This window comes from Lacinutrix mariniflava (genome assembly GCF_001418015.1).
GTDB lineage: Bacteria > Bacteroidota > Bacteroidia > Flavobacteriales > Flavobacteriaceae > Lacinutrix > Lacinutrix mariniflava.
The window spans coordinates 90,357-116,146 of the sequence record NZ_LIQG01000017.1 but is presented as its reverse complement, the minus strand read 5'-3'; the positions used below and the strand labels follow the sequence as shown (position 1 = coordinate 116,146).

Here is a 25,790-nt window from a genome sequence, read left to right as displayed (position 1 = left end):
AAAAAATCTACAATACAACCCAATGTATACAAACAATAAACTATATTTCTTACTCTATTTTTTAATTCTTTTTTCTCAAGAAAAAGTGAACTCACAAATAGTAATTGGAACTCCAAATTTAGGCTTTAGTCAAGCATGTGCAAGCTCGAATTTTAACACCTACTCTACTACTTTTGTATTTTCTCCAGAGAATGAATTAAATGCTTCAAATCAATTTTCAATAGAATTATCCGATGCTTTCGGTGATTTCTCTAACGGAAATATTATATATACATCTAATGCTGGAACCGTTATAAATTCTCCTGCGACTTTAAATTTTTCTTTACCAAATACAACTGCTGGAGAAAGCTATAGGATTCGTATAAAAAGTAGTGCGCCTGCTGCAACTAGTTCGCCATCTGCCACTTTTGCTGCTTACTATAAAATTCAAGACGCTCCATTTACTATAAATAATTTAGTTTCAACTGGTGTCTATTGTGCTGGTGGAAGTTATTTGCTAACCATAGATAATCCAGGTACAGGAAATAACGACTCTCCTTTAAACTATCCTGAACTTATTTTTAAATGGTACAAAGAAACGAGCTCTACTACCTCTGTATTTGTTTCAGATGGTCCATCACTAACAGTAAATCAAGAAGGTACTTATTTTGTAGAGACTAATTATGGTACGTGTACTTCAAATTCATTTTCTAATCGTGTTACAATTAGTTCGGTTAGCTCTGGAGAAGCAGATGCTGGAATATCTTCAAGTTTAGGCAATATATTTTGTCCAGATCAAGGTCCAACTACTTTAAGTACTATTGGAGGAAATAGCTACCAATGGTTTAAAGATGGTATTATTATTCCAGAGGCAGTTAACCAAATGTTTGAAACTATAGAATCTGGTACTTATACTGTTCAAGTAAACTTAGGAAGCTGCTCTGCATCTGGAGCTATTGTATTACAAAGTCAGATTTTTGAAGGCTCTATTAATGTAGATGAAACAAATATTATTGAGGCAGGAGATTCCCTGACTATAGTCGTTTCTAATACGGCTAATACTCCTGAATTTGAATGGTATTTAGAAGACATTTTAATTTCTAGCGCTACCGAAGATAATTTTGAAGCGACAGCTTTTGGTAATTATAAAGTGGTTATTACCGAAACTTCGGGTTGTATAGCTTCTAGGACCTTTTTATTCGAAATAGTTGAAGCATTTGATCCTTTTCCAGAAGTAGAAAAAATACCAAATCTTATTAGTCCTAATGGAGATGCTATAAATGATACATGGATTATACCGGTAAAATATGTAACCGGTACAAATACAAAAGTGATGATACTAAACAACCGCGGAATAGTTGTATTAGAAACAAACGATTACCTCAATAATTTCCCTGAAAACAATTTAAACCTTACAAGCATTAACCAAGTGTTTTATTATATAATAACAACGCCAGAAAATGAAGTATTAAAAGGTTCTATAACAATCATAAAATAATATGAAAAAACAACTCCTTGTTTTAGTATTATGCTTCTGTTCTATTCAGATGTTCTATTCTCAAGAGAATGATGGTGTGGTTGCGCTTAACCTTCCGCTAAGAAATTCTATAACTTTTAATCGTTTTACTATAAATCCTACTTTTAGCTTTGTAAGAGAACAGAATAAATATATCAGTATTTCTAACAAGAGAGAATGGGTTCAATTTGAAGATGCACCAGTTACTTATCTAGCTAGTTATTCTGGCAGGTTTGGAGAAAACATTGGTGCTGGTATTGGAGTATTTCAGCAAAACTATGGAGTACTAACCACTTTTGGTGGCCTTTTAAATTTTGCTTACAATGTAAGATTAGCCAGAGATAGTAACCTTACTTTTGGTCTTAATATTGGTGCATATAAAAGCGGATTAAACACGGGAAGTGTAATTACAAATTTCGATGATCCTTCTATAGAAAATGTTCCAGAAAACTTCTTAGTATCAGCTAATCCTGGCATAAATTATGGAAATGGATTTTTTGATTTCGGGATATCACTTAAAAATATCGTAGCCTATAATTTTCAGTCCTCCATGCTTTTAGAAGATAATCCAGAACAAGGTATACAAGGTCATATTATGTATACAGGGTACTTAACTTCACGCGGCTTTTTTGATGAAAGTAAATTTACAACATTAGTAAAATCAGAATTTAGAAAAGAAGAGACAATTATTGCAGCTACGGTAATGCTAACAATTCCTAAAGGTATTTGGGCGCAAGCTGGTTACAATTCTGTTTATGGTGCTTCCGCTGGATTAGGTGTTAACATTTCTCCACAAATTGCTATCGAATATAATTTTGAAAAAGCAATTGGTGATTTAACAGTTTTTGAAACTTCTCATGAAATTTCACTTGCATATAGATTTAAAAACACCGAAAATTATGAATACAGCAGCGGTGATGAAGTTTCTAGTCTACTTACTGGGAATAAGAAAAAACGAAAAAAGAAAAATACAATAAGAACACAACGTAATAAAGAAGTAGTTGCTAAACAGAAAGTTACAGATAAAACTGACAAAGAAACAAAACTAGCATCTCAACAAAAAGCTAAAGCAGAAGCTGATGCCCAAGCAAAACTAATAGCACAACAAAAAGCTAAAGCAGAAGCTGATGCTCAAGCAAAACTAATAGCTCAACAAAAAGCTAAAGAAGAAGCTGATGCCCAAGCAAAACTAATAGCACAACAAAAAGCTAAAGAAGAAGCTGATGCTCAAGCAAAACTAATAGCTCAACAAAAAGCTCAAGAAGAAGCTGATGCCCAAGCAAAACTAATAGCACAACAAAAGGCTAAAGAAGAAGCTGATGCCCAAGCAAAACTAATAGCACAACAAAAGGCTAAAGAAGAAGCTGATGCTCAAGCAAAACTAGTAGCACAACAAAAAGTTAAAGAAGAAGCTGATGCTCAAGCAAAACTAATAGCTCAACAAAAAGCTAAAGAAGAAGCTGATGCCCAAGCAAAACTAATAGCACAACAAAAGGCTAAAGAAGATGCTAATGCTCAAGCAGAATTATTAGCAGAGCAAAAAGCTATAGAAGAAGCTAATGCTCAAGCAGAATTATTAGCAGAACAAAAGGCTAAAGAAGATGCTAATGCTCAAGCAGAATTATTAGCAGAACAAAAAGCTAAAGAAGAAGCTAATGCTCAAGCAGAATTATTAGCAGAACAAAAGGCTAAAGAAGATGCTAATGCTCAAGCAGAATTATTAGCAGAACAAAAAGCTAAAGAGGAACCAATATTTAATCCTACAGATAAGCTTGGAAAAGCTCTACAAACTATTGCCTTACAAACAGAAGAATCTAAAATCACTCAAAATCAATTATTACAAAGCTTTGATGCCATGGTTGCAATTAAAGATAAAGATCTTCAAGATTTAAAAGAAGAAAACGATTTAAGCGAACAAGGTATTTCAGTTAAAGCAAAACCTTTTAAAAGTATTTCAGAAGAAAACAATACTTTAAACAAAATCAAATCCGAATTAGAAAACATCATTGCAATACGAAATGAAGAAATTAAAGCTTTAAAAAAGTTAGAAGAAGATAATTCTGAAGCTGGTATAATAATATTAGATAATGTTGATCTCTTTTATCAGAAAACAATAAAACGATTAGAAGCTGAACAAAAAGAAGCTATTGAAGCCAAAAACAAATTGGATAAAAGATTAGCAGACATTAAAGTGTCTACAGAATTTGAGCGAAGAAGAAGAATTAAACGTGCTGCATTCGAGAATGAAGATGAACGCTATACTCAAGATAGAGAGACATTAAAACGTATAAAAGAAAACAGTGTTTCCAATACTACTCCATTGACTGAAGATGATTTCGATTTTGGAGAAAAACAAAGTGATAACATTCAAATTTTGGAGAACGTTAAAAATGCAGAAAGCGGATATTATTTAGTTATAGCTATTCATAGTGATGTTAATAAACGAAACGATTTCTTAACAAAAGTTGTTCAGTCGGGTCGTACAGATGTTAACTTTTTCTACGATATCAATTCTAGTAAATACTACATTTACTATGCAAAATTCGATAATATTCAATCAGCCAATACATCCTTAAACGCTAATAAGGGAACCACATTTTACAATAGTAAAATGTCAATAGTGAAAATAGAAAATTAATTAATCTAATTTCTATAATTATCGTTGCCTAAAGCGGTAATTATAGGAACAGGATAAAATATAACAACATGAAAATCCCTACTTATGTTAAATTGGTACTTACTGTATCTCTACTTTTTTTAGGCTTAACATCCTTTGCTCAAAATTACGAACCTTTTTCTCCACGATTCGATCAGGATTTAAAAGGTGATATTATTCTTATTGGTAACAATATTCTAGGCCCAGATAATAACGCTTTCAATAACAATTCTGTTTATAACCATAATGTGGATATGACTTATATTGACATTGATAGTGATAATACAACATTTAGCTCTTCGAGTGCAGATTTAGAGATTCCTAACCCAAATTGTTACCGTATAATATATGCAGGTTTATATTGGGGAGCTGTAAATCCCGGAAATGAATCAATAACAGATATAAAACTTAAAGGACCAACAGGTGGTTATAATGATATCCAAGGTACAATTATTTACGATGCTAATGGTAACTCTGTAGATGGTGGTAATAGTTTTTCTTATGCCTGTTATGCCGATGTTACAGATATAGTTACAGCTTTTGGTTCTGGTTCAGATTTAGGAACTTATACTGTCGCAAATGTATCATCTGGCGAAGGACAAACATCAAATTTTTCACCTTATAATGGTACAGGTCAATCTGCTGGGTGGTCACTTTTTGTAGTATACGAAGATCCAACACTACCTGGTAAATCAGTAACTAGTTTTGATGGATTTAGTGCTATTAGTGCTTCTGAAAACCCAACAGCTGATATTCCTATTAGTGGTTTTAGAACCGTACCTGCTCCTGCTCCTGTAAGAGCAAACTTTGCATTTGCCACATTAGAAGGTGATAGCCCAATTACAGGAGATCAAATGCTATTAAACGGTGTAAATCTATCTGCAATAGATCGTCCAGTAGATAATTTTTTTAATAGTTCTGTAACACAGTTAAGCGCACTACCAGTTAACAACAGAGCACCAAATAGCACCAATACTTTAGGGTTTGATACAGGTGTTATGGCCATTCCGAATCCTGGAAATGCTGTCATTGCAAACGATGCAACCTCAGCTACAGTACGCTTAGAAACAAGTGGTGATACTTATTTTCAATACTTTTTTGCTTTTGCAGTCGAAATAATCGAACCGGATATTGTATTAACCAAAATTGTAGAAGATGATGCTGGAAATAATATTGGAGGAGAATTAGTGGGATTAGGTGCTTCTTTAAATTATGTTATTGGTTTTCAAAATACAGGAAACGATAATGCAACAAGTTTTCAAATTAAAGATATTTTACCTGTTAATATTATTTTTAATTATCCAACAGATTTAGTACTTCCTGCAGGTGTTACTATTGCTAGTTACGATCCTGTTACTAGAGAAATTATATTTAACATCGAAGATTATTTAGTTGAAGAAAATGATCCCGTATATGAAATTCGCATTGAAGTTCAAGTCGTTGATGCTTGTAATCAATTAGCAGATGCTTGCTCTAACATTATTAATAATCAAGCATATGCTACTTATAACGGTTTCTATAATACTAATTTTGAAATTTCAGAAGACCCTAGTTTAAATAGTAACACAGGTTGTTTATTAATACCGCAAGCAACAAATTTTCTCGCAAATTTAGATTGTGAATTTTCTCAAGACGAAATACTATGTGGTTCAACTTTAGAAATGACCGCCGCTAATGGTTACGATACTTATTCTTGGTCTACAAGTGAAACAGGAACGCCAGTAATTGGAACAGAACAAACTATTACAGTAACCGAAACAGGAACTTATTATGTATTCAATACAGCAATAGCACCTTGCCAATCTATAGTTCAAGAATTTGTTGTAGATCTTTTTGGAGGTACAATAGATAATCCTGTCATTCCTTATGCAGACGAGGTTGTCACCTGTCCTAATGACGGAAAATTATTACCTAATATCTATTTATGTGGTAGCAATGACTCTAGAGATATACAAACTAATATTGCTGGTGCAGCATCTATAATATGGGAACAGTTAGACGAATCTAGTTGTGATGCAGTATCTAACACAGATTGTGCTAATGAAGATGATACTTGCTTATGGAATCAAGTAGCAACAGGACCAAATTATTTAGCTAATACTTCAGGACAGTTTAGATTAACCATTAATTATGAGGGTGGTTGTTTTGTTCAATTCTATTTTAATGTTTATCAGAATTTATTAAGTCCAACAGTAGTTGCCACAGATATTATTTGTACAACATTAGGTACTATTACCGTTAACAACGTCCCTTCTGGCTACGAATATAGTTTAGACGCTATTACATATCAAAATAGTAACGTGTTTACAGTAGACACCGCTGGAACTTATAATGTTTATATAAGACAAATAGGAGTTTCTAGTAACCCATGCATATTTTCTGTATTAAACGTTCAGATTAGAGAACGCGACTTTACAGCGAGCTCAACTATAACACAACCACTTTGTTATGGTGATAAAGGCAGTATTTTATTGGCTGCAAATGATGTAGACCCACAATATTCATATGCTTTATTCGAAAGCGGCACCTTAGTAAACAGTGTTGGTCCAATTTTAGATAACACGTATGCTTTTGAAAACTTAAACCCAGGAACATATACTGTTACAATAGAAACTGAAAATGGTTGTACTTATACTGAAGACGTCGTTATTATAGAGCCTCCATTATTAACTGTAACCGCAGCTATAACTAGTCCATTAACGTGTAATGAAGGTGAAATTACAGTATATCCTTTAGGAGGAGTACCACCTTACTTCTACTTTGTAAACAGTACAACAGATTTTCAAACAGTACCAGAGATTATTGTAACCACTTCTGGAACTTATGATATTACAGTAGTAGACTCTAACAACTGTAGTGCTAGTACAACAATTACAATAGAAGATATACCTGCTCCAGAGTATAATATTAGTCAAACAGACATTTTATGTTATAACGATAATTCTGGCGAGATTCTAATTAATATTACTAATGCTAATGGATATACTATAGAATATAGTATCGATAATGGTGTTACTTATACTCCAAATCCCGTATTCACTGGTTTAAATGGAGGTGATTATCAAGTAATAATTAATTATACACTCGATAATTCTGAGTGTTTTACTATAGCTGAAACAATTACCGTAAATCAACCAGATGAAGCCTTAACTGCTACTGCTGGAATATCTGAACTTGCAGGTTGCGGACCGTCTGGAGAAGGTATTATTAGAATTACAAATCCTCAAGGTGGAACACCATTTCCAGCACCTAATTTTTATGAATATAGTTTTGATAACCAAGTAACATGGATAACATCAAACGAAGCATACATAAACCCAGGAACTTACACTGTTTATATTCGTGATGCTAATGGCTGTATTTATGCCATGCAGGATACTATTCTAGATCAAGAACCTCCTGCTCCAACTATTGAAGTTGGTGATACTATTTTTAATTGTGATGGCTCTGGAAACGCTACAGTAACGGTTACAAACAATGGTGGATCATCTTATACTTACGACTATTATTTAGATGGTACACTTAACCCAAATACAACAGATCCAGAAATATTTACAAATGTACCTTCAGGATCACACACTATTAGTGTAGAATATACTTTATTAACAGTACCAACATTTAGTAATTTACTTTATGAAACTTTTGGGTATGGTGAAGACACAACCTCTCCTGGTATTAATCCTGTATACTATTGTTTTGAGCAGCAAGTCTCGGCAACACAGTGTGGAAATAGTCCTAATATAAATGATGGAGAATATTCAGTGACTTCTCATATTGAGTTTCCTTATTGGTCTTGGGTAAACCCAACAGACTATACTCCTGCAACATCCCCTGTAACACCAAACGGTAGATATATGGTTGTTAATATTGGAGCAACAATACCTGCTTCTGAAGTTTTATACGAAAAGCAAATAAATGATATAATACCTAATCAACCAATACAAGTTGAGTTCGCTGCAATAAATTTACTTAGAACAGGTATTAGTGAAGCTGATCCTGATTTAAGAGTCGCATTAGTAGATGCTTCGGGTACGGAAATATCTTTCTATAATACTGGAGATATTCCTAAAACAGAAAATTGGGTTGAATACCCTACTACTCCAATAACTTTAGATCCTGGAGCAAACACGAGTTTAAAATTTATTTTAAGATCTAATGTTCAACAGGTAACCGGTAATGATGTTGCTATAGATGATTTAAGAGTGTTTCAACTTCCAATAGCTTGTTCTACCGTAGTAGACTTTCCTTTTATTATTGAATCTGGAAATGCTTTTACCGCAGACATTACAGGAACTTCAATGGTAAGCTGTTCTGGTAATGCAGATGGAGAAGTTACAATCGCTGTACAAAATTTTGATACGACATTAGGGTATCAATATTCAATAGATAATGGAGCGACTTGGACAACACAAACAACATCTCCTTATACTATTACAGACTTAACAGATACGACTTATAACATCCAAATTCGTTATGATGATTCAGCTGATACTTGTGCTTTTGATTTTGTACAAACAATAACCTCAGCACAGCCATTAGTTCTTAGTTATACGAATACAGAGGTTACTTGTTTAGAAGGTGCTACAATTACAGCAACGGCAACAGAAGGAACACCTAGTTATTCTTTTCAACTAATTGATACTGTTTCTCCTTTTACTACAACTGATTTTGAAAATGGTATTTTAACAGGTGTTACAGCAGGAGATTATACTATTGAAGTAACAGATGCTGCTGGTTGTACTGCATCAACAACACTTAGTTTAGTGGCACCAATAGCACCTACAGCAACACTAAGTACAACATCAGATTTTTGTTATGATGCCGAAAATGAAGCTACAATAGAAGTTACAGCTTCAGGAGGCACAACACCTTATCAATATAATATTAATGGAGGTGCTTTTCAAAATGACAATGTTTTTGATAGTTTAACACCAGGAACATATACAATTATTGTAAAAGATGCTTTTGGATGTGAAGTTACTTTACCTACTGAAACGATAGCACCTCAATTAACATTAATAACAGTAATAACAAAAGAGTTAGACTGTACAATAACTCCTGATGCTGTAATAACAGGAACTATAACAGGAGGATCAGCGCCATTTACGTATGCCGTTTCTGAAAATGGAAGTGCATATACAGATTTAGGGACTACTGGTACACCATTTAATTATTCGACACCAACAGCTGGTACATACCAATTTCAAGTTACAGATGCACAAGGTTGTACATCAGAATCGGCAATTAATACTATAGATGCTATTTCAACACCAACAGGAACAGCAAACGGTATAGATCCACTTTGTTTTAATGATGCAAACGGAGAAATTCAATTATTTGGTGCAGATGGTTCTGGTGGTTACACTTTCAGTTTTAATGGTGGTACTTTTTCAGCGACTTCATTTTATAATGCATTAAATGCAAATACAACTACTGCAACAACTACAGAATATACCTATCAAATACAAGATAGTAATAGCTGTCTGTCTCCTATTTATACCATCACTTTAAATAATCCAACAGAAATTGTTGCAACTGCTACTTTATCTAATAATACAAATTGTAGCACTACTACAGATATTACGGTAAATGCCTCTGGAGGCAATGGTAATTACAGCTATAGTTTTAACGGAAATACTGCTTACACAGCAACAAATGTATTAACAGTAACTAATACAAGTACAACACAAACTATAACATATTCTGTAAGAGATGCTAATGGTTGTATTGTTACCGATACCATCGATATTGCTCCATTCAATCCTTTAACAGGAATAACATTTACAGATGCTAATGCAATTACATGTAACGATACCACTACAGATGTAACTTTAACGCCTATAAACGGAGTCGCTGCATTTGCTTATCAAATTACAGCTCCTGCATCAGCAACTACAAATGTTACTGGCGCTACGAACGGAATATTTACTAATTTAACACCTGGAAATTATACGTTTCAAGTAACAGATAGTAATGGATGTATAATTACTGCTTCACATACTATTGCTCCAGCTACTAATATTGCTATAGCACAAACAAACACAGATCAAATTTGTTTTGGTTCTGATGATGGAACAGCTATTTTCACGATGACTGATGTTAGCACTACAGGTAATTATACTTATACATTGTCACCAAGTGCAGGAACTATTACACAAACAGATAATGAAGTAACAATAACAAATTTACCAACTGGAACTTATACTTTTGATGTTGTAGATTCTACCACAGGTTGTAATAATACAGCAAGTATTACAATTGATGCTGTAACACAAATTATTTTTACAGTAGACGCTAGTAATGTGAGTTGTAATAACGCTATATCTACAATTAGTTTTCCAACATTATCAGGCGGAACAGGCGGATACACTTATGCATATGTTACATCTGGAAGTTCGGCACCTACTAATAGTGATTTTAGTACAGCAACAACTGTAGACACTAGTATATTAGGGTTAGTAATTGATGTCTATGTAATGGATAGTAATAATTGTACTGTTATGGATACCGTAACTATTACAAGTGATATTTTACCAACTGTTACTGCAGATATAGATAACCAATGTACAGGAACAGGAAATGATTTTACAATTACTGCCACTGCAACAGGTGTTGCTACTTTAATGTATAGTATTGATGCTACTAATTTTCAAACAGAAAATACATTTACAGTAACACCAGGAACATATACTGTAACATTAAGAGATGGTAATGGTTGTGAAGTAACAGATACAGTAACTGTTAATCCACAATTAACACTCTCTGCTGTATTAGATAAAGACATTACTTGTATTTTACCCGAAGAAGGTCAAATAACATTAACAGCAACTGGAGGAGATACTTCAAGTTATACTTACGCCTACTCTACAGATGGAGGTACTACTTATACCAATATGGCTACTAATGTGTTAAACACAACAGCACCTGGAAGTTATACTTTCATGGTTACCGATGCTAATACTTGTACAGTAGTAATAACAACACCTATAGATTTAACACCAGCTATTAACCCAGATATTACGGTTGCCCAAACAGCATTTATTAATTGTAATGGAGAAGAAACAGCAGCTATTTCTATAACTCCAGATACAACACTTGGTCAAGCACCATTTACGTTTGAAGTGTTTAATACAACAACAAGTACATCATATGGATCACAAACTTCAGGTTTACCTGCAGGAAGTTACACTGTTACGGTAACAGATGCTAGAGGCTGTACAGAAGTAGAAACTATTATTATATTGCAACCAGATTCAATTATTGTTAATCACTCTACAGTGCCAATTACTTGTACTGCCAGTGGTGTTTCTCAAGGATCGGTAATTGTTGATAGTGTTTCAGGTGGTACAGGCCCTTATAACTATTTTGTTACAGGCACAAACGGTTATGATGAGGTAGAACTTAATAACATAGGAGACACATCAACGACTTTCGATGTTGTCGATTTTGGATTATATCAAATTAATGTTGTCGATACTAATGGATGTTCGGTTTTAATACAAGACGTATTAGTTGCTTCACCTCCAGACGATTTAGATATTACAATTGATACATTAGCAGATTGTGCTACTGGTGGTGAAGCCGTAGTGACCGTAAGTACAACCTTAGCTGGTTCTGGTCCTTTCTATTTCGATATTTATAATGGTACTATTCCATCTCCTCCACCAGGAGGATCTTGGCAAGCAGAAACAACACCTGGTTCAACAACCTTTACAGGTTTAACAACAGGAGTTACTTATACTTTTATTGTTTACGATTCGCTTACAGGTTGTACTTATTTTGAAACAGCTGCTACTCCAATACCTACAAATTCTACGCTAACAGTAGATACTGTAAGTTCAAATAATATTACATGTACAGGCAGTGCTGATGGTAATGTTTCATTTACAATAAATAATCCTGAGGCTTCAGCTATTGATGTAGATTATGAGATATTTAATTCATTATCATTAACAACAACAGGTGTTACAGGATCTGGAACAGTACCTGCAAATGGATCACTTCCTATTAGTAACTTAGGTCCACTTCCTTTTGGAAACTATTATGTCTTAATTACAGAAACTTCTGGTACTAACACAGGATGTAGTATTGTAACGACTGATTCTTTTAATATTACCGAATCTGCTTTCATTTTTGATTTATCAGCTTCTGTATCTTCAAATGAAAATTGTAATAATTTAGGAGTTATTACTGCAATTGCTAGTAATGGTACTGCTCCATATCAATATCAAATTTTATTAGATACAGATACTGCTCCAATAGCTACAAGTACAGAATGGGCATCACCAAATACATTTACTGTGGCAGCTAATAATTATACTGTTTATGCTATAGATGCTTATGGTTGTATTAGAGATGTTGACCTTACATTAATTAAGGATGCAGAGCCAGCTATAGACGTGCAAATAGCTCCTTGTTTTATGGGTAACCCTATAGATATTACTATTACTGGTAGTGTTACAATAGGAAGTCCGTTATATAGTATGAATGGAACAACATTTGTATCAAGTCCAGATTTTTCAGTAGCTTCTGCAGGAACATACACTTTATATATACAAGATGGAAATGGTTGTATTGCTTCAACACCATATATAGTTAATGATCAACTATTATTAAGTGCCGCTTTAACAAATCCTTTAGATTGTAGCGCTACACCAAATGCTGAAATTACTTTAACAGCAACAGGTGGTGACAATACATCATATACTTATCAAGTAGCAACAGATGGTGTTACTTTTAGTCCTATGGCTACCAATGTTTATTCTGCTGCCACTGATGGTACTTATACTTTTATGGTTACCGATGCCGCTGGTTGTGAATCGACTACAACATATATTTTAAATCCAATATTACCAACAACTTTTACAACAGCAGAAACTAACGTAAGTTGTAATGCAGGTAGTGATGGTTCTATTACAGTTACCACTACATCGTCTACTGGTCCCTTTATGTATCAACTAGATGCAGGAACACCACAAAGTTCGAATGTATTTACTGGTTTACCACAAGGCACTTATACTATTACAGTAATAGATGCTAATGCTTGTACTTATACTAGTGCGCCAATCACTATAACAGAACCATTAGCTCTAGCAGCAACAGATTCAGTTTCTACAACAACAGCTTGTGATGTTGCTACTGTAATTACCGTATTAGGTCAAGATGGCACACCAACACCTTCTGGTGAGTACTATTACGATTTTAACGGTAGTGGTTTCTCTACAAATAATACTTACACAGTAAACAATAATGGCACTGTGCAAACTATTAATTATATTGTAAGAGATGCTAATGGTTGTGAAGTTACAGGTACTGTAACCGTTAATCCATTAGATTCACCATCAGATTTAGACTTCAGTTCTACTCCTATTACTTGCTTAGTTAGTACTAGCGATGTTACATTAACGACCACAGGAGGTGTTGCTGCTTTAAGTTATGAAATACTTTCACCAGCAAGTGCAACAACAAATACTACTGGTGCTTCAAATGGAATTTTTACAGGATTAACGGCCGATAGTTATACGTTCCAAATTACAGATGCCAATGGTTGTTCTTATCAAGAGTTATACATCTTAGAAGATGTAGAAAACATTGCCGTAAATGGTCAGTTAATTAGCGATGTGACCTGTAATCCTGGAACAGATGGTGAAGTTATATTTTCAATTTCTAATTTTACAACCACTTACAGCTACGCTATTAATGGAGGAACAGAAATTACTGCACAAACTAATCCAACTGTTACAGTAACAGGATTATCATCTGCAAGTACACAAACTATTGTTGTTACAGATGAAGCAACAGGATGCACCGCTACAACTTTTATAAATGTAACACAGTCAGATCCTCTTTCTTTAGTTGCAGATCCATTTATTAATGCAAATTGTAATTCTGGTGCTCAAGTAAGTGTAACAGCTTCTGGAGGAAATGGAGCATATAGTTATTCGTTTGTTGTAAGTGGAGCTCCTGCAGGAACATATTCTAGTTCTAATACTGCTATATTAGATCCAGCAGTTTCTACAACTTGGGATGTTTATGTGCAAGACACTAACAACTGTGTTATTTCTACTCCATTAAGCATTACAATCACTACAGATCCTATTCCAACAGGATTAACAGTTACAGGTTCTCAATGTCCTAGTGCAACAAACGATTATACGTTTACAGTAAACGTAGCTTCAGGTGTAGCACCTTACGAATACAGCATAGGTAATGGTTTTCAATCAAATGCTACTTTTACAGTAAGTGCTTCTGGTACTTATACTATAACAGTTAAAGATGCTAATGGTTGTACCAATACAACAACTTATACTATTGAAGATCCTGTTGCATTAACACTCGCTGCAGTATCTCCTAGTTGTAGTGATGATGATGGAGAAATTACAGTAACTGGCTTTGGCGGAACAGGTAATTATAGTTATACTTTAAGTCCAAATCCTACCTCAGTAATATTAACCGGAAACGTATTTACTGGTGTACCATCAGGATCTTATGTGGTTACAATTACAGATACAACAACATTATGTACTAATGATGCTAATGTAATATTAGATACAGCAACACCAGTAACTTTTACTACTAGTGTTAATAATGTAACTTGTAATGGAGAGAGTAATGGTGTAATAACAGTAGACTTACCTGCAAGTAATGATAACCCAACTTATACGTATGAGATTACAGCTCCAATTACTGTTGCACCACAAAACTCTAATATTTTTACAGGTTTAGCTGCTGGTACTTACACAGTGCAAGTGACTTCTGGAAGAGGTTGTACAGAAATAGACACCGTTACAGTAACAGAACCTACTATTATTATGGTCTCTGCTCCTACTGTGTCACAATACAGTTGTACTTCTGGTAACACATTAAATTACGCTTCAATTACAGTAGATACTGTAACAGGAGGCTCTGGAACATACACTATTTATGAGTTTATAGAAAGTGGTACCGTTTTACAATCTGGAACTAGTAATATTTATATAGAATCTGATGCTACTGGTGGAACATATACAGTTAACGTTTATGACGATCAAGGCTGTTTAGGTAGCACAACATCAGCAGTAATTATAAATCCTTATTTCGATTTAGATGATGTATCTGTTACTATTGATAATGCTATAACATGTACAAATCTTGAAGACATTACAGTAACTGCTTCTGGAGCTAGTGGGACACCTACTAATTTAGAGTTCACTGTTCAAGATGTAACCGGAACAACTACAGGAACTATTTATAACCAAACAAATACTACTGGTATTTTTACAGGACTAGATATTGCAAACTATATTATTACAGTTACCAATTTAGATACAGGTTGTAATCTAGAAACTGTACATTATGTTAATAACCCAAATACTTTCGATCTTATAGTAGATACTGTTATCGATGTTACTTGTTTTAACGATAATAATGGAAGTGCAACTGTTACGTTTGTAGATGAGGTTATTTCTGCAACTAACCCAGATCAATCAGGACCATTTAACTATACTATTACAGATAGTTTAGGTACAACAGTAGATTCTGGAGTAACTACAAATGCAGGACCAATTACTATTACAGGTTTAACAGGCGGAACATTTACTATAAACGCTACTTTAATAGATAGTCCTTTTTGTACAGTAACTAAGAATTTTACAATAACAAGACCTAATGCTGAATTAGCACTGTCAACAACACAAACATCGGTAACCTGCCTTGATGGTATTGGTACTATTACAGCTGTTGGTGAAGGCGGTTGGGGAAATCTAGAATATGAATTAACAGGAAGTGCAACTATAGCTTATTCTTCTAACGGAACATTTACAAACTTATCTGCAGGAAACTACACGGTTAACGTAAGAGATTCACAAGGATGTATTGTTTCAGAAGATATAATTCTAGCATTACCAGATCCTATAACGGCAACTTTTACAGCAGATACAAGTGCTTTATTATGTTTTGGCGATCAAAATGCAACTATAACAGTAAGTGGTGTTACAGGTGGACAAGGCAGTAATTATACTTATACTTTAAATAGTGCATCTCCTAGTGTTACTAATTCTGGACCACAATTGTCTAATGTCTTTACAAATTTAGCAGCAGGAACATATTCTATTACTATAGAAGATGGCTTTAATTGTGCAGTAACTTCTACAGATATTATAATAACGCAACCAACTCCAATACAAGCGAGTTTAATAAATGCAGACATACAACTTTGTCCTATTGCATATGAATTAATTCTATCTGCATCTGGCGGTACAGGAATCTATACTTACAGTGATTCAAGTAACTTTACTAACATACTTGGTTCTTTTACAACCTCTACTACCATTACGGTAGGACCTGGAACGTATCAATATTATGTAAGAGATGCTAATGGTTGTATTGCTAATGTTTCAAATGAAATTACCATAGACACACTTCCTGAATTAGTTATTAATTTAGAAAGTGATAATTTAACTATTAACTGTGCAGGAGACAATAATGCAAGTATTGTTGCAACTGCTCAAGGTGGCTTAGGAAATTACACTTACACATTAGAAGACGATCTTGGTAATACTATTTCTACTACTACGGACAGTCCTGCAAGTTTTACAGATTTGTTTGCTGGTACATATACTGTTAATGTTATTAGCGATAATTGTATTACAGAAACTAGTCAAGTAACCATAACAGAACCAGCAACTGCATTACAAGTAGATTTTAACGTTAACAACATTACTTGTAGTGGTAGTAACGATGGAATTTTAACAATAACAGCCTCTGGCGGAACAGGTATTATTAAGTATGCTATTTCACCACAATTAAATCAATTTTTCGATACTAATATTTTCGAGAATTTAGCTGCTGGTACTTACGAGTTTATTGCTCAAGATACTTTAGGGTGTTACTATACAGATACATTTACTATTACAGATCCTATTCCTGTTATTATTCAAATTGTTGCAGATTCATTATTTGCAGCAAATTGTGAAGGTGAAAATGATGGTGCTTTTAGTATTGATATTTCAGGCGGAAGCTTACCATACAGTGTTTCTTTAGACAATTACGATGGTCCATACACTACTGGAGATGCTACACAAACCATTTTCGATTTTTCAAACTTAGGTGGTGGAGATCACATGGTTTATATAGAAGATGCTCTAGGTTGTAAAACTGAATGGAACATTACCTTCCCAGAATCGGTTAAAATTAATCCAACTTTAGAAATAGAATATTTATGTGAGGATGATACACTTATAAATACTGTTACAGTAATAGTAGATGAAAGCATAACAGATCTTAGTCTTTTAACCTTCGCTTTGGATGGTGTCGATCCGCAAGCAAGTAACATTTTTACAAATGTAGATTATGCTTCTGGAGCAGATCATTATATAGAAGTTACACACACTAATGGTTGTATACAATACACTGGTTTCTTTACCATAGAAAACTACCAACCCTTAGCCTTAATTTTAAATGAAGGTAATAATCCTGGTGAAATTATAGCCGAAGCTACTGGCGGTACGGGAGAATACACTTATACTTTTAATAACACCAATTATGGTAGTGTTAATCAATATGAAGTGTCAGAAGCTGGTACGTATACCATAATTGTAACAGATAGTGCTGGTTGCCAAGCAGAAGCAAGTATTAAAATTGAACTTATAGGTCCATGTATGTCTAACTATTTTTCACCAAATGGTGATGGCATAACCGATACTTGGGCACCTGGTTGTATTGATGATTTTCCAAACCTAACCTTCGATATTTTCGATCGCTACGGCCGTAAAGTCGCAACATATAGAGTTGGACAATATTGGGATGGTAGATATAATGGAACCGAATTACCAACAGGAGATTATTGGTACGTAGTAAAAACCAATAGCTCTCTATTAGACAAAGAATATGTTGGACACTTTACGCTTTACAGGTAATATTAACGAATTATAAAAAACAGAATCACATGAAAAAATTCACACTTTATATCGTTCTTTTTATAGCTTCGTTTAATTACGCGCAAGAACTAAACTTACCTGTTTTTACACAATATTTAGCAGATAACGATTTTATTATCTCTCCAACCTACGCAGGAATTGGAGAGAATTTAAGAATTAGAGCTAACGGATTAACACAATGGGTAGGTATTAAAAACGCTCCAGATAACCAAGCCTTATATGCCGATTTTAGAATAGGAAATCAAACTGGCGTTGGTGTGTCTCTTTATAATGATAAGAATGGAAACACGCGTCAAAAAGGTGTAAAATTCTCTTTTGCACATCATATTGTTTTAGATTATAAATCGCAACAGTATTTATCTTTTGGTCTTTCGTATAACATTAATAGTTTTAGAATTGATATAGAAAACTTCGAAGGAACAGAAGAAATGCCAATTGTAGATCCAACCATTACAGACGATCGTTCTATTAATAATAGTAACTTCGATGTTGGAATACTCTATCGCTATAAAATGTTTTATCTCAGTTTAAATGCTAATAACCTTTTAGACAAGGATATCGATAACTTTACCGGAATAGAACCTAGTAAACTTTTAAATTACCAAGCTTATACTGGTTATATTATTCAAACGGCAAAAAACACAGAAATAGAACCTTCTGTTTTTTACCAACGTTATAATAACGACGGACGTTCAAGTACAGATATTAATTTTAAATATAGAAAGTTTAACCGCTCTGGAGATTACTATTGGATAGGTGCATCGTATCGTTTTTTAAATGACCAAGCTTTAAAACCATTAAATATTGGACCAATGGCTGGACTCATGAAAAAAGGATTCTATTTAGGGTATTCTTACCAAATAACCATTAACGATTTATCTGGATTTAATTCAGGAACACACGCACTTACAATAGGTATTGACTTTTTACAAGGCATGAGCGATTGTCCGTGTACAAAAGGAACCAGTTGGAGAAAATATAGAGGTGCAGGTTTAAATAGATAAAATTAAACACCTAATTAGTACCATTAATTAGCGCTATTAAATGATTTAATTGATGGTCGACACCTTTTAAAACTTGTATTTCATTTGCCGGAATTAGTATATCTGGTATAGTTCCATTACCGTCTAACGTTTTTCCATTGCGTTGAAAAGACAACATTGTAGACACCTTAACGCGCGTATTAGAATGTTTTAAATGTAAAACTCTAGAATTACCACTAGAACCATCAGTAGTAACACCTACTATTTTTACGTTTGCTAAACTTTTAAAAGCACTTGTAAAAACAGAAGCTGCACTAAAACTATTCTCATTAACCAATATGTAAACAGGTTGCGTATATGCTTTATCGCCTTTATGCAAAACCATATAAAAAGGGCCACTAAATTTTAATTTATTAAAAGATTTATCAAGTTTAAAAGTAGTATTAAAATGGTCTATTGCTTGCCTGTCTTTATCGGTTAGATTTTCAGAATTATAACTATAAAGATAACGAGAACCCATAGACGCTTCATCTTCAATTTTATGATTATCTGTTCTTAAATATGCAACATTAGCAATCCAAGGCGATTGATCTGGCTGTATTATATAACTTGCAAACGTTTGCAAAATAGCTCTTACACCACCTGGATTATTTCTAACATCAATAATCAACGCTTTTGTATCAATAAAGTTTTCAAGCGTAGTTTCTATAACCTTTTCTAAACCTTCAATTTCATTATAGCTATACATTCTTGGTATGTTAATATAACCAATGTTATCTTCTAGCATTGTACTTAAATCTTCCAAGTTTCCCGTCTTCATTTTGGCCATGTTACTGTAACTTTCATTCAGTAATTTAGAAGTATAACCTTTTCTAGTAGTGGTTAACGCTACCAATTCTTCCCTTTCATTCTTACCATTACTAAACACTACATTTACACTATCTGCACACGCTATATTATTTTTAAATAACAGTTCACCATATTTTTCAATAGCCTTACTACCTCTATAAATTTTAGCTTCTTTTGGTGCTTTTTTTGCTCTATAATTAAAAGAATCTATTAGGGTTCCTATAGCAATTCCGTTGATGCTTTTAATTCTAGGATACGAACTATAATAGTAACTAGAATTTTCATTATTTACATTGTTCTTTGTTGCTACAATATGTCCATCTATAGACGTTACACCAAACGGAAGCCTTAAATTATACGTTTTATGTTCTCCTTTACGGAAGGCTTCATTTTTAATCGACGAATGTCTATCTCCTATTTCCGACATTATTTTACTTATCGCATTCGCAAATTCATTTCTATCAACAGCACTCTTTTTACTTTCAATAGATACTATTAAATTACTAATAGCAGACTTATAATTAAACGCAGATAATTGTGCATAAGACGATGTAGAATCGAGTATGTTTTCAAATGCCTTTAAATCTTCAATTGCTTCTCCAATTTTTATTTTTTCAGGCAAAGCATTCTTCACATTAGAAGTAGCTATACTCCTATTATATTTAAGAGAACGCTGTCTGTTTTCAAGTGTAAATGTTCCCGTATATTTTTTCGAAACACCCGCTTTAGATAACTGTAAAACAACTTCTGTATTTGGTTTGTAATTAAAGCCATCTAGAAGTACTTCTACTAAATCTTCAGTAAAACGTTTTTGCCATTTTTTGCCAAACTCTTTTTTACAGAAATCTAAAAGTTCTTTTTTGCTGAGGTACTCTAGTTTTTCAAAATGATACCATTCGTTTTCAAATTGTACAATAGGTTCTTCATTCTCCCATTTTACAGCAGTAAAAGGTGATGCTTTTTCTAATGCTAATGTCTGACTTAAACTTACAATTGAACTCAAACATAAAAGCGTGAGTAATACATATGTTTTCATATTTTTAATTTTTAAACTGAATGATTAAAGCAATTCTCAAAAACCGATTAAACAATATAGCAATTATATATTTTGACAATAACTAATATCAAATTAAAAGGTTAAAACGAACCTAAAAAATGTAAAGCTTCATAATTTCAATATTCCGTACCACAGGAAATAAATTTTCAAATACGCGATTTATGAGATGGTTGTTTTTTTTATACTGAAAAACGAAAACTTCACATTTAGTTAATTTTTAGTAAAGAGCTGTTGTAATATAATTTTACACCTAAATTTGTAAATAGTAATAACACTGAAAAACTTAAAATGAATAACCCAATACAACACATACACGTTAAAGATTTAGATGGTGTTGCTGTAGATTTAATCGCGGCTTATAAAAATAAAGTATTGCTACTTATTATTTATAATAACGATTGTTTGGGTTGTACTGGTCGTGCAATACCATTGGCTTATAAATTTCAACAAGATTATCCATCTATTCAAGTAGCAGGTATTCATGCCGATTTTCAAAACAGAGAAGGCACAAAAGAAAACATAAAAAGTGTTTTTACAAGTGGCGAAAATCCATTTCCCATTTTTATAGACAAAAACCACAAGGTGTACAGCCAGTTTAATGCTGAAGGCACACCACAATGGTTACTAATTACCGAAAAAGGAGAATTGTTTCGTTCTATTTTTGGGTCTCAAGAAAATGCACAGAATAGAATTTATTATGCGCTGGAGAGTGTTGTTGTTGATAGGTAAGCTATTGATTTATATTTAATCAATATAATTTTCAACACTAAAGTACAGATATCATTTTATTCATTTTTATAACAAATACACTCAATTTCTTTCCCAATCTTCGTTGCCTTAATTTATTAAAAACGACAAGTAATAAAACCAAACAGTACCATTTTACGGGAAACCTAATTCAACAATAAAAAAAATCCCAACACCAAAACACTCCCTAAATAACCAAACCCAAGTACAACTACGTAGGACTCTTCGTTTTTTACCGATTTGATATTCAGGTATTTATACTTATTTATAAAGTATTGATTTACAGTAATTTTACAGTATTATTAATCTATTAAATACTTTAAATTATGAACGATTTAAGAACAATTTTCAAAAATCCAGCTGTAAATAACAGCGGTGCTTCTACAGATGGTGTGTCGGTAAATGCATATGGACAAGGCCAATGCTCTGGCGCAACTTACACTATTCCTGCACATGGTAATATTGATGTTAAATTCGATTTAACAATGCAATGTGTAACACCGGATAACGTAGATGCATTGGATGCTTTAATTAGAGGTATGTTATCTGCATCTCAACAAGCAAAATACGACCAACTAACCGAGGATACTTCTAGTGGAGGACGTGGTTTCTTTTTATGGTTTTCTGCAGGAGGAAGTAAAACAACTCACAAACAAACGACACATACCATGACCTCTTATGGCTTAACTACAGCGCAACAAACTACAATTATTGATGCTATGGTAAAAATGGCTAACAAGACTAATACTTTTAAGTATAAAGGTAATATTAACAACACTGCGTACGATTATTCGGTATCTGGAAGTCTATTTGGTATTGTTATGGATTGCACAATTCAGAAAGGAGAAAACCACTCGCAAATTCGTTTTTTAGCGCCAAACATTCATGTAAAAGGTGATAATGGAGCGTCTTTAGGCGTTGAAACGCCACTTTGGGAAAGACAATAATTTTATATTTTACTTAAGCGAAACACTAACATTAGTGTTTCGCTTTTTTTATGTCCAATTTTTTAGAAATAAAACTGAATGTAAATTGCTTTAGAGAACAAACGTCGCTTTGTATTGGTAGATGCTAATACTAGGTTTTGATCTTGAGCTCCAGTTACAGTACTCGTTAATGTAAATAAGTCTTGCGCTGTTTCTTGTCTTTTAAAAAGCGTTACTTTACCTAAATCTACATAACGAAATCCTAATTTAAACGCTGGTTTTTCTTTTAATTTTATCATTATTCCAGAACTTATTTGCCACGTAATAGTGGTTAGTCTATCGGTTTCTAGAGCTAAATCTCCACGGTTTAAAACATCATTTTGTGTTGTACTGCTATTCGCTTCTTTTAAAGTAAGTTCTATATTAGATATCCCAGATCTTAAACTTATAAAGGATGCTCCTAAACCTATTCCGGTTTCTAAAGCAATACTTGTGGTCTTCATTTTAATAGTAAACCATTCAAAATTAGATACCGCAGCTGCCGTTATACTAGTGATTCGTGTATTTTGATTATAAAAACCTGTGGTTTTTAGTACTGTGTTATTAGATGGTATTAATTTCTGTTCACTATAATACAGTTGCGATTGGTAATTAATTGGTCCATTAAATTGTAAAGCCAATCCTAAATTAAGTTTAGGTTTTAATTGGTATAAAGTTTCGAATTCAAACAGATAACTATTAGCTATGTTATTATTTACCACACGTTGTGTAGCAAGGATAGTTTCGTTTTGTTGTTGAGATGGAAACGCTGTAATGGTTAAGCTTTGGTTACCATCTAAAGTTGGATTTATTTGTCCATAAGCTGCACTAAAGGTAAATTTAGAGCTCCAGTCTATCTTCTTGACTTGTGCATTACCCTCTACAACAGAGGTTAAGAGAAATAATATTAAAAAAATAGGTGAATTATAATCTACAAATAATACTTTGTTGTGTTCGAAAAATAACATGTGATTTAAATTTTAAAATGAATAACATAGTAATCTAACAACTTTAAACTATAGATTTACAAGTAGTTATACCCGAATTACCATTCTATAAGTAATCAAAGCCTTAGCATTGTTTGAAAACTCATGTTTATACTATAATACTATAATTAATTAAAAACTATATATTTTTCTAACTCCAAAATTCTATAAAAAACTATATTCGCGCCATGTGGATGTATTTAGGCTTATTGGCCGCACTTTTTCTGGGATTACACAACTTATGCAAAAAACATGCAGTACAAGGAAACGAGGTTTTCCCTGTGCTTTTAGGTACTGTATCTAGTGGTTTTGTATTTGTAAGTGCTTTTTATTTGCTCTCTATTTTCTACCCGAGTTATGCTCAAGAAAATGGTTATAATTTTCAAGATATTGCCTGGAAAATGCATGGCTTTATTTTTATAAAGTCTTCTATAATGGCCGCTTCATGGATTTTGGCTTATCAAGCCTTAAAACATTTACCATTAACTATAGTTACACCAATACGTTCGGCTGGACCGTTTTTTACGTTTATTGGTGCTATTGTAATCTATAAGGAAAGTCCAAATGCATACCAATGGGTTGGTTTTTTTCTGATTATATTTTCAGTGATATTATATTCTAGAATTGGTAAAAAAGAAGGCATAAATTTTAAACGCAACAAATGGATTTTTGCCATTATTGGTGCTACTTTTTTAGGTGCTTCTAGTGGTTTATACGATAAGTTTTTAATACAAACTTTAAGTTTAAATCCGCAAACGTTACAATTCTGGTTTTGCTTTTATACTATACTTATTCTACTAGTTATCTTGAGTATTACTTGGTTTCCTTATGCTGCTAAACGTAAAGCATTTAAATTTAGATGGTCTATTGTTGCTGTTGGCGTTTTGCTAGTTGCAGCAGATTACTTCTATTTTAAGGCGCTGCAAGATCCTGAGGCTCTAATTATGTTATTGTCTGCAATAAAACGAAGTCAGTTAATAATTGCAGTGGTTATTGGTGGTATTGTATTTAAAGAGAAAAACAAGCGTAAAAAATTAGTGCCTTTAGCTGGTATTATGCTAGGTGTGTTTTTGATTTTGTATTCCGGATAAATAAAAATACTAGTCTAAATTCCTCCTCAATTTTCATTAAATAGTAGAATCGTATTTTTTCTTAAATCTTAAAGGTGTTATTCCTGTTTTTAATTTAAATAATTTAGAAAAATGAGCATAATCATTATAACCTAATGTTTCTGCAGTTATAGATAATGGTTTCTTTGAGTGTACAATTAAACGTTTGGCCTCTAATATTACACGTTCTGTAATAAGCTCTGTACTGGTTTTATTAATTGTTACTTTGGTTATTCTGTTTAAATGTTTAGCAGTTATATTAAGCTTATTAGCATAAAATATAACAGATTTTTCTGTTTTATAAAACATTTCAATAGTTTCTTCTAATACACTTAAGGCTTCTAAATAGGATGAGGATAATGTTTCCTTTTTACTATCTATCGTTGTATAAATACGGGATAAGTCTATATAGATTATATTAATAAGACTTACTAGTTTTTGCTTTTTATAAGGAGACTCGTCATGATATTCGATATTGAGATCTTCAAATCTTCTTTCTATGCCATTTATTTGTGATTCCTTTAAAATAAGATTTGGAGGGTTTTTATAAGAATAATAGAATGGAAATTGTTTTAGTTTTTTATTCAAAAAATAAAATTCATAAAAATCTTGAGTATGGAAAAATATATAACCTTTAGGTATACTACTAAATTTCCAACTATGCGTCTGGCCTGGCCTTAGAAAAAAAACGCTTCCTTTACTAACTGTATATGCTGTAAAATCTATTTCGTGCGTACCTGTACCTTCGGTAAAAAGTACACATAAAAAAAAATCATGGCTATGCGGCTTATGTACTATGTCTGCGTTCTTTTTTATATGTAAACTTAAAGCATTACTATAAAAATTAGATAGCGTATCTTCTTTTTCAAACTGCTGTATATTTAATATTGGTACATTTTTCATAAATAGAAATATGTCCTAAATATACAAAAACTGGAGACAATAGTACAAGCCTTAAATTACTATAATAATATACCTTTGTAATGTTAAACAAATCATCATAGTATAACAAAAAAAGCGAAATAAA

Annotated in this window: 10 protein-coding genes; 7 read left to right on the top strand and 3 right to left on the bottom strand. The window is 33.0% G+C overall.

Annotated features, from left to right (window positions below):
• Positions 1-85: 85 nt before the first annotated feature.
• The 4 genes from ASC44_RS01935 to ASC44_RS01920 all read left to right on the top strand — a co-directional run bounded on the left by ASC44_RS01935 (position 86) and on the right by ASC44_RS01920 (position 19,071).
• Positions 86-1,477 carry a T9SS type B sorting domain-containing protein gene (locus ASC44_RS01935; RefSeq protein ID WP_241491391.1) on the top strand — a complete coding sequence of 464 codons (1,392 nt, stop codon included), beginning with the start codon at positions 86-88 and terminating at the stop codon, positions 1,475-1,477.
• Position 1,478: 1 nt separating this feature from the next.
• Complete coding sequence (locus tag ASC44_RS01930; RefSeq protein WP_055445938.1) at positions 1,479-4,133, top strand: PorP/SprF family type IX secretion system membrane protein; 2,655 nt, start codon at positions 1,479-1,481, stop codon at positions 4,131-4,133.
• Between the two features lie 68 nt (positions 4,134-4,201).
• On the top strand, positions 4,202-18,046 hold the full coding sequence (locus tag ASC44_RS01925) for a T9SS type B sorting domain-containing protein (RefSeq protein WP_055445937.1): 13,845 nt from the start codon (positions 4,202-4,204) through the stop codon (positions 18,044-18,046).
• Between the two features lie 29 nt (positions 18,047-18,075).
• On the top strand, positions 18,076-19,071 hold the full coding sequence (locus ASC44_RS01920; RefSeq protein WP_055445936.1) for a PorP/SprF family type IX secretion system membrane protein: 996 nt from the start codon (positions 18,076-18,078) through the stop codon (positions 19,069-19,071).
• Positions 19,072-19,081: 10 nt separating this feature from the next.
• Here the strand turns inward: ASC44_RS01920 and ASC44_RS01915 are convergent, their stop codons facing one another.
• The gene (locus tag ASC44_RS01915) at positions 19,082-20,935 is read right to left on the bottom strand and encodes a S41 family peptidase (protein WP_083476222.1); all 1,854 of its coding nucleotides are present in this window, start codon (positions 20,933-20,935) and stop codon (positions 19,082-19,084) included.
• Between the two features lie 309 nt (positions 20,936-21,244).
• Between ASC44_RS01915 and ASC44_RS01910 the strand changes: the two genes are divergently transcribed.
• Together ASC44_RS01910 and ASC44_RS01905 are read left to right on the top strand one after the other, a co-directional pair.
• Entirely contained in the window at positions 21,245-21,685 is a 441-nt protein-coding gene (locus ASC44_RS01910; RefSeq protein WP_055445934.1) for a TlpA family protein disulfide reductase, read from the top strand.
• 344 nt (positions 21,686-22,029) lie between these two features.
• Positions 22,030-22,650, top strand: coding sequence for a hypothetical protein (locus ASC44_RS01905; RefSeq protein ID WP_055445933.1), 621 nt, complete (start codon positions 22,030-22,032; stop codon positions 22,648-22,650).
• Between the two features lie 62 nt (positions 22,651-22,712).
• Here the strand turns inward: ASC44_RS01905 and ASC44_RS01900 are convergent, their stop codons facing one another.
• On the bottom strand, positions 22,713-23,636 hold the full coding sequence (locus tag ASC44_RS01900) for a hypothetical protein (protein ID WP_055445932.1): 924 nt from the start codon (positions 23,634-23,636) through the stop codon (positions 22,713-22,715).
• Positions 23,637-23,842: 206 nt separating this feature from the next.
• On the opposite strand from ASC44_RS01900, the gene ASC44_RS01895 reads away from it, so the two are divergent.
• Positions 23,843-24,745 carry an EamA family transporter gene (locus tag ASC44_RS01895; protein WP_055445931.1) on the top strand — a complete coding sequence of 301 codons (903 nt, stop codon included), beginning with the start codon at positions 23,843-23,845 and terminating at the stop codon, positions 24,743-24,745.
• A gap of 36 nt (positions 24,746-24,781) precedes the next feature.
• On the opposite strand, the gene ASC44_RS01890 is transcribed toward ASC44_RS01895, so the two are convergent.
• The gene (locus ASC44_RS01890) at positions 24,782-25,666 is read right to left on the bottom strand and encodes an AraC family transcriptional regulator (protein WP_055445930.1); all 885 of its coding nucleotides are present in this window, start codon (positions 25,664-25,666) and stop codon (positions 24,782-24,784) included.
• Between the last annotated feature and the right edge of the window lie 124 nt (positions 25,667-25,790).

What these genes read in the sequence shown, in the direction of transcription:
- ASC44_RS01915 (WP_083476222.1), bottom strand. Translation starts at nt 20,935, where the DNA reads ATGAAAACATATGTATTACTCACGCTTTTATGTTTGAGTTCAATTGTA.
- ASC44_RS01890 (WP_055445930.1), bottom strand. Translation starts at nt 25,666, where the DNA reads ATGAAAAATGTACCAATATTAAATATACAGCAGTTTGAAAAAGAAGAT.
- ASC44_RS01925 (WP_055445937.1), top strand. Translation starts at nt 4,202, where the DNA reads ATGAAAATCCCTACTTATGTTAAATTGGTACTTACTGTATCTCTACTT.
- ASC44_RS01910 (WP_055445934.1), top strand. Translation starts at nt 21,245, where the DNA reads ATGAATAACCCAATACAACACATACACGTTAAAGATTTAGATGGTGTT.
- ASC44_RS01930 (WP_055445938.1), top strand. Translation starts at nt 1,479, where the DNA reads ATGAAAAAACAACTCCTTGTTTTAGTATTATGCTTCTGTTCTATTCAG.
- ASC44_RS01895 (WP_055445931.1), top strand. Translation starts at nt 23,843, where the DNA reads ATGTGGATGTATTTAGGCTTATTGGCCGCACTTTTTCTGGGATTACAC.
- ASC44_RS01900 (WP_055445932.1), bottom strand. Translation starts at nt 23,636, where the DNA reads ATGTTATTTTTCGAACACAACAAAGTATTATTTGTAGATTATAATTCA.
- ASC44_RS01905 (WP_055445933.1), top strand. Translation starts at nt 22,030, where the DNA reads ATGAACGATTTAAGAACAATTTTCAAAAATCCAGCTGTAAATAACAGC.
- ASC44_RS01920 (WP_055445936.1), top strand. Translation starts at nt 18,076, where the DNA reads ATGAAAAAATTCACACTTTATATCGTTCTTTTTATAGCTTCGTTTAAT.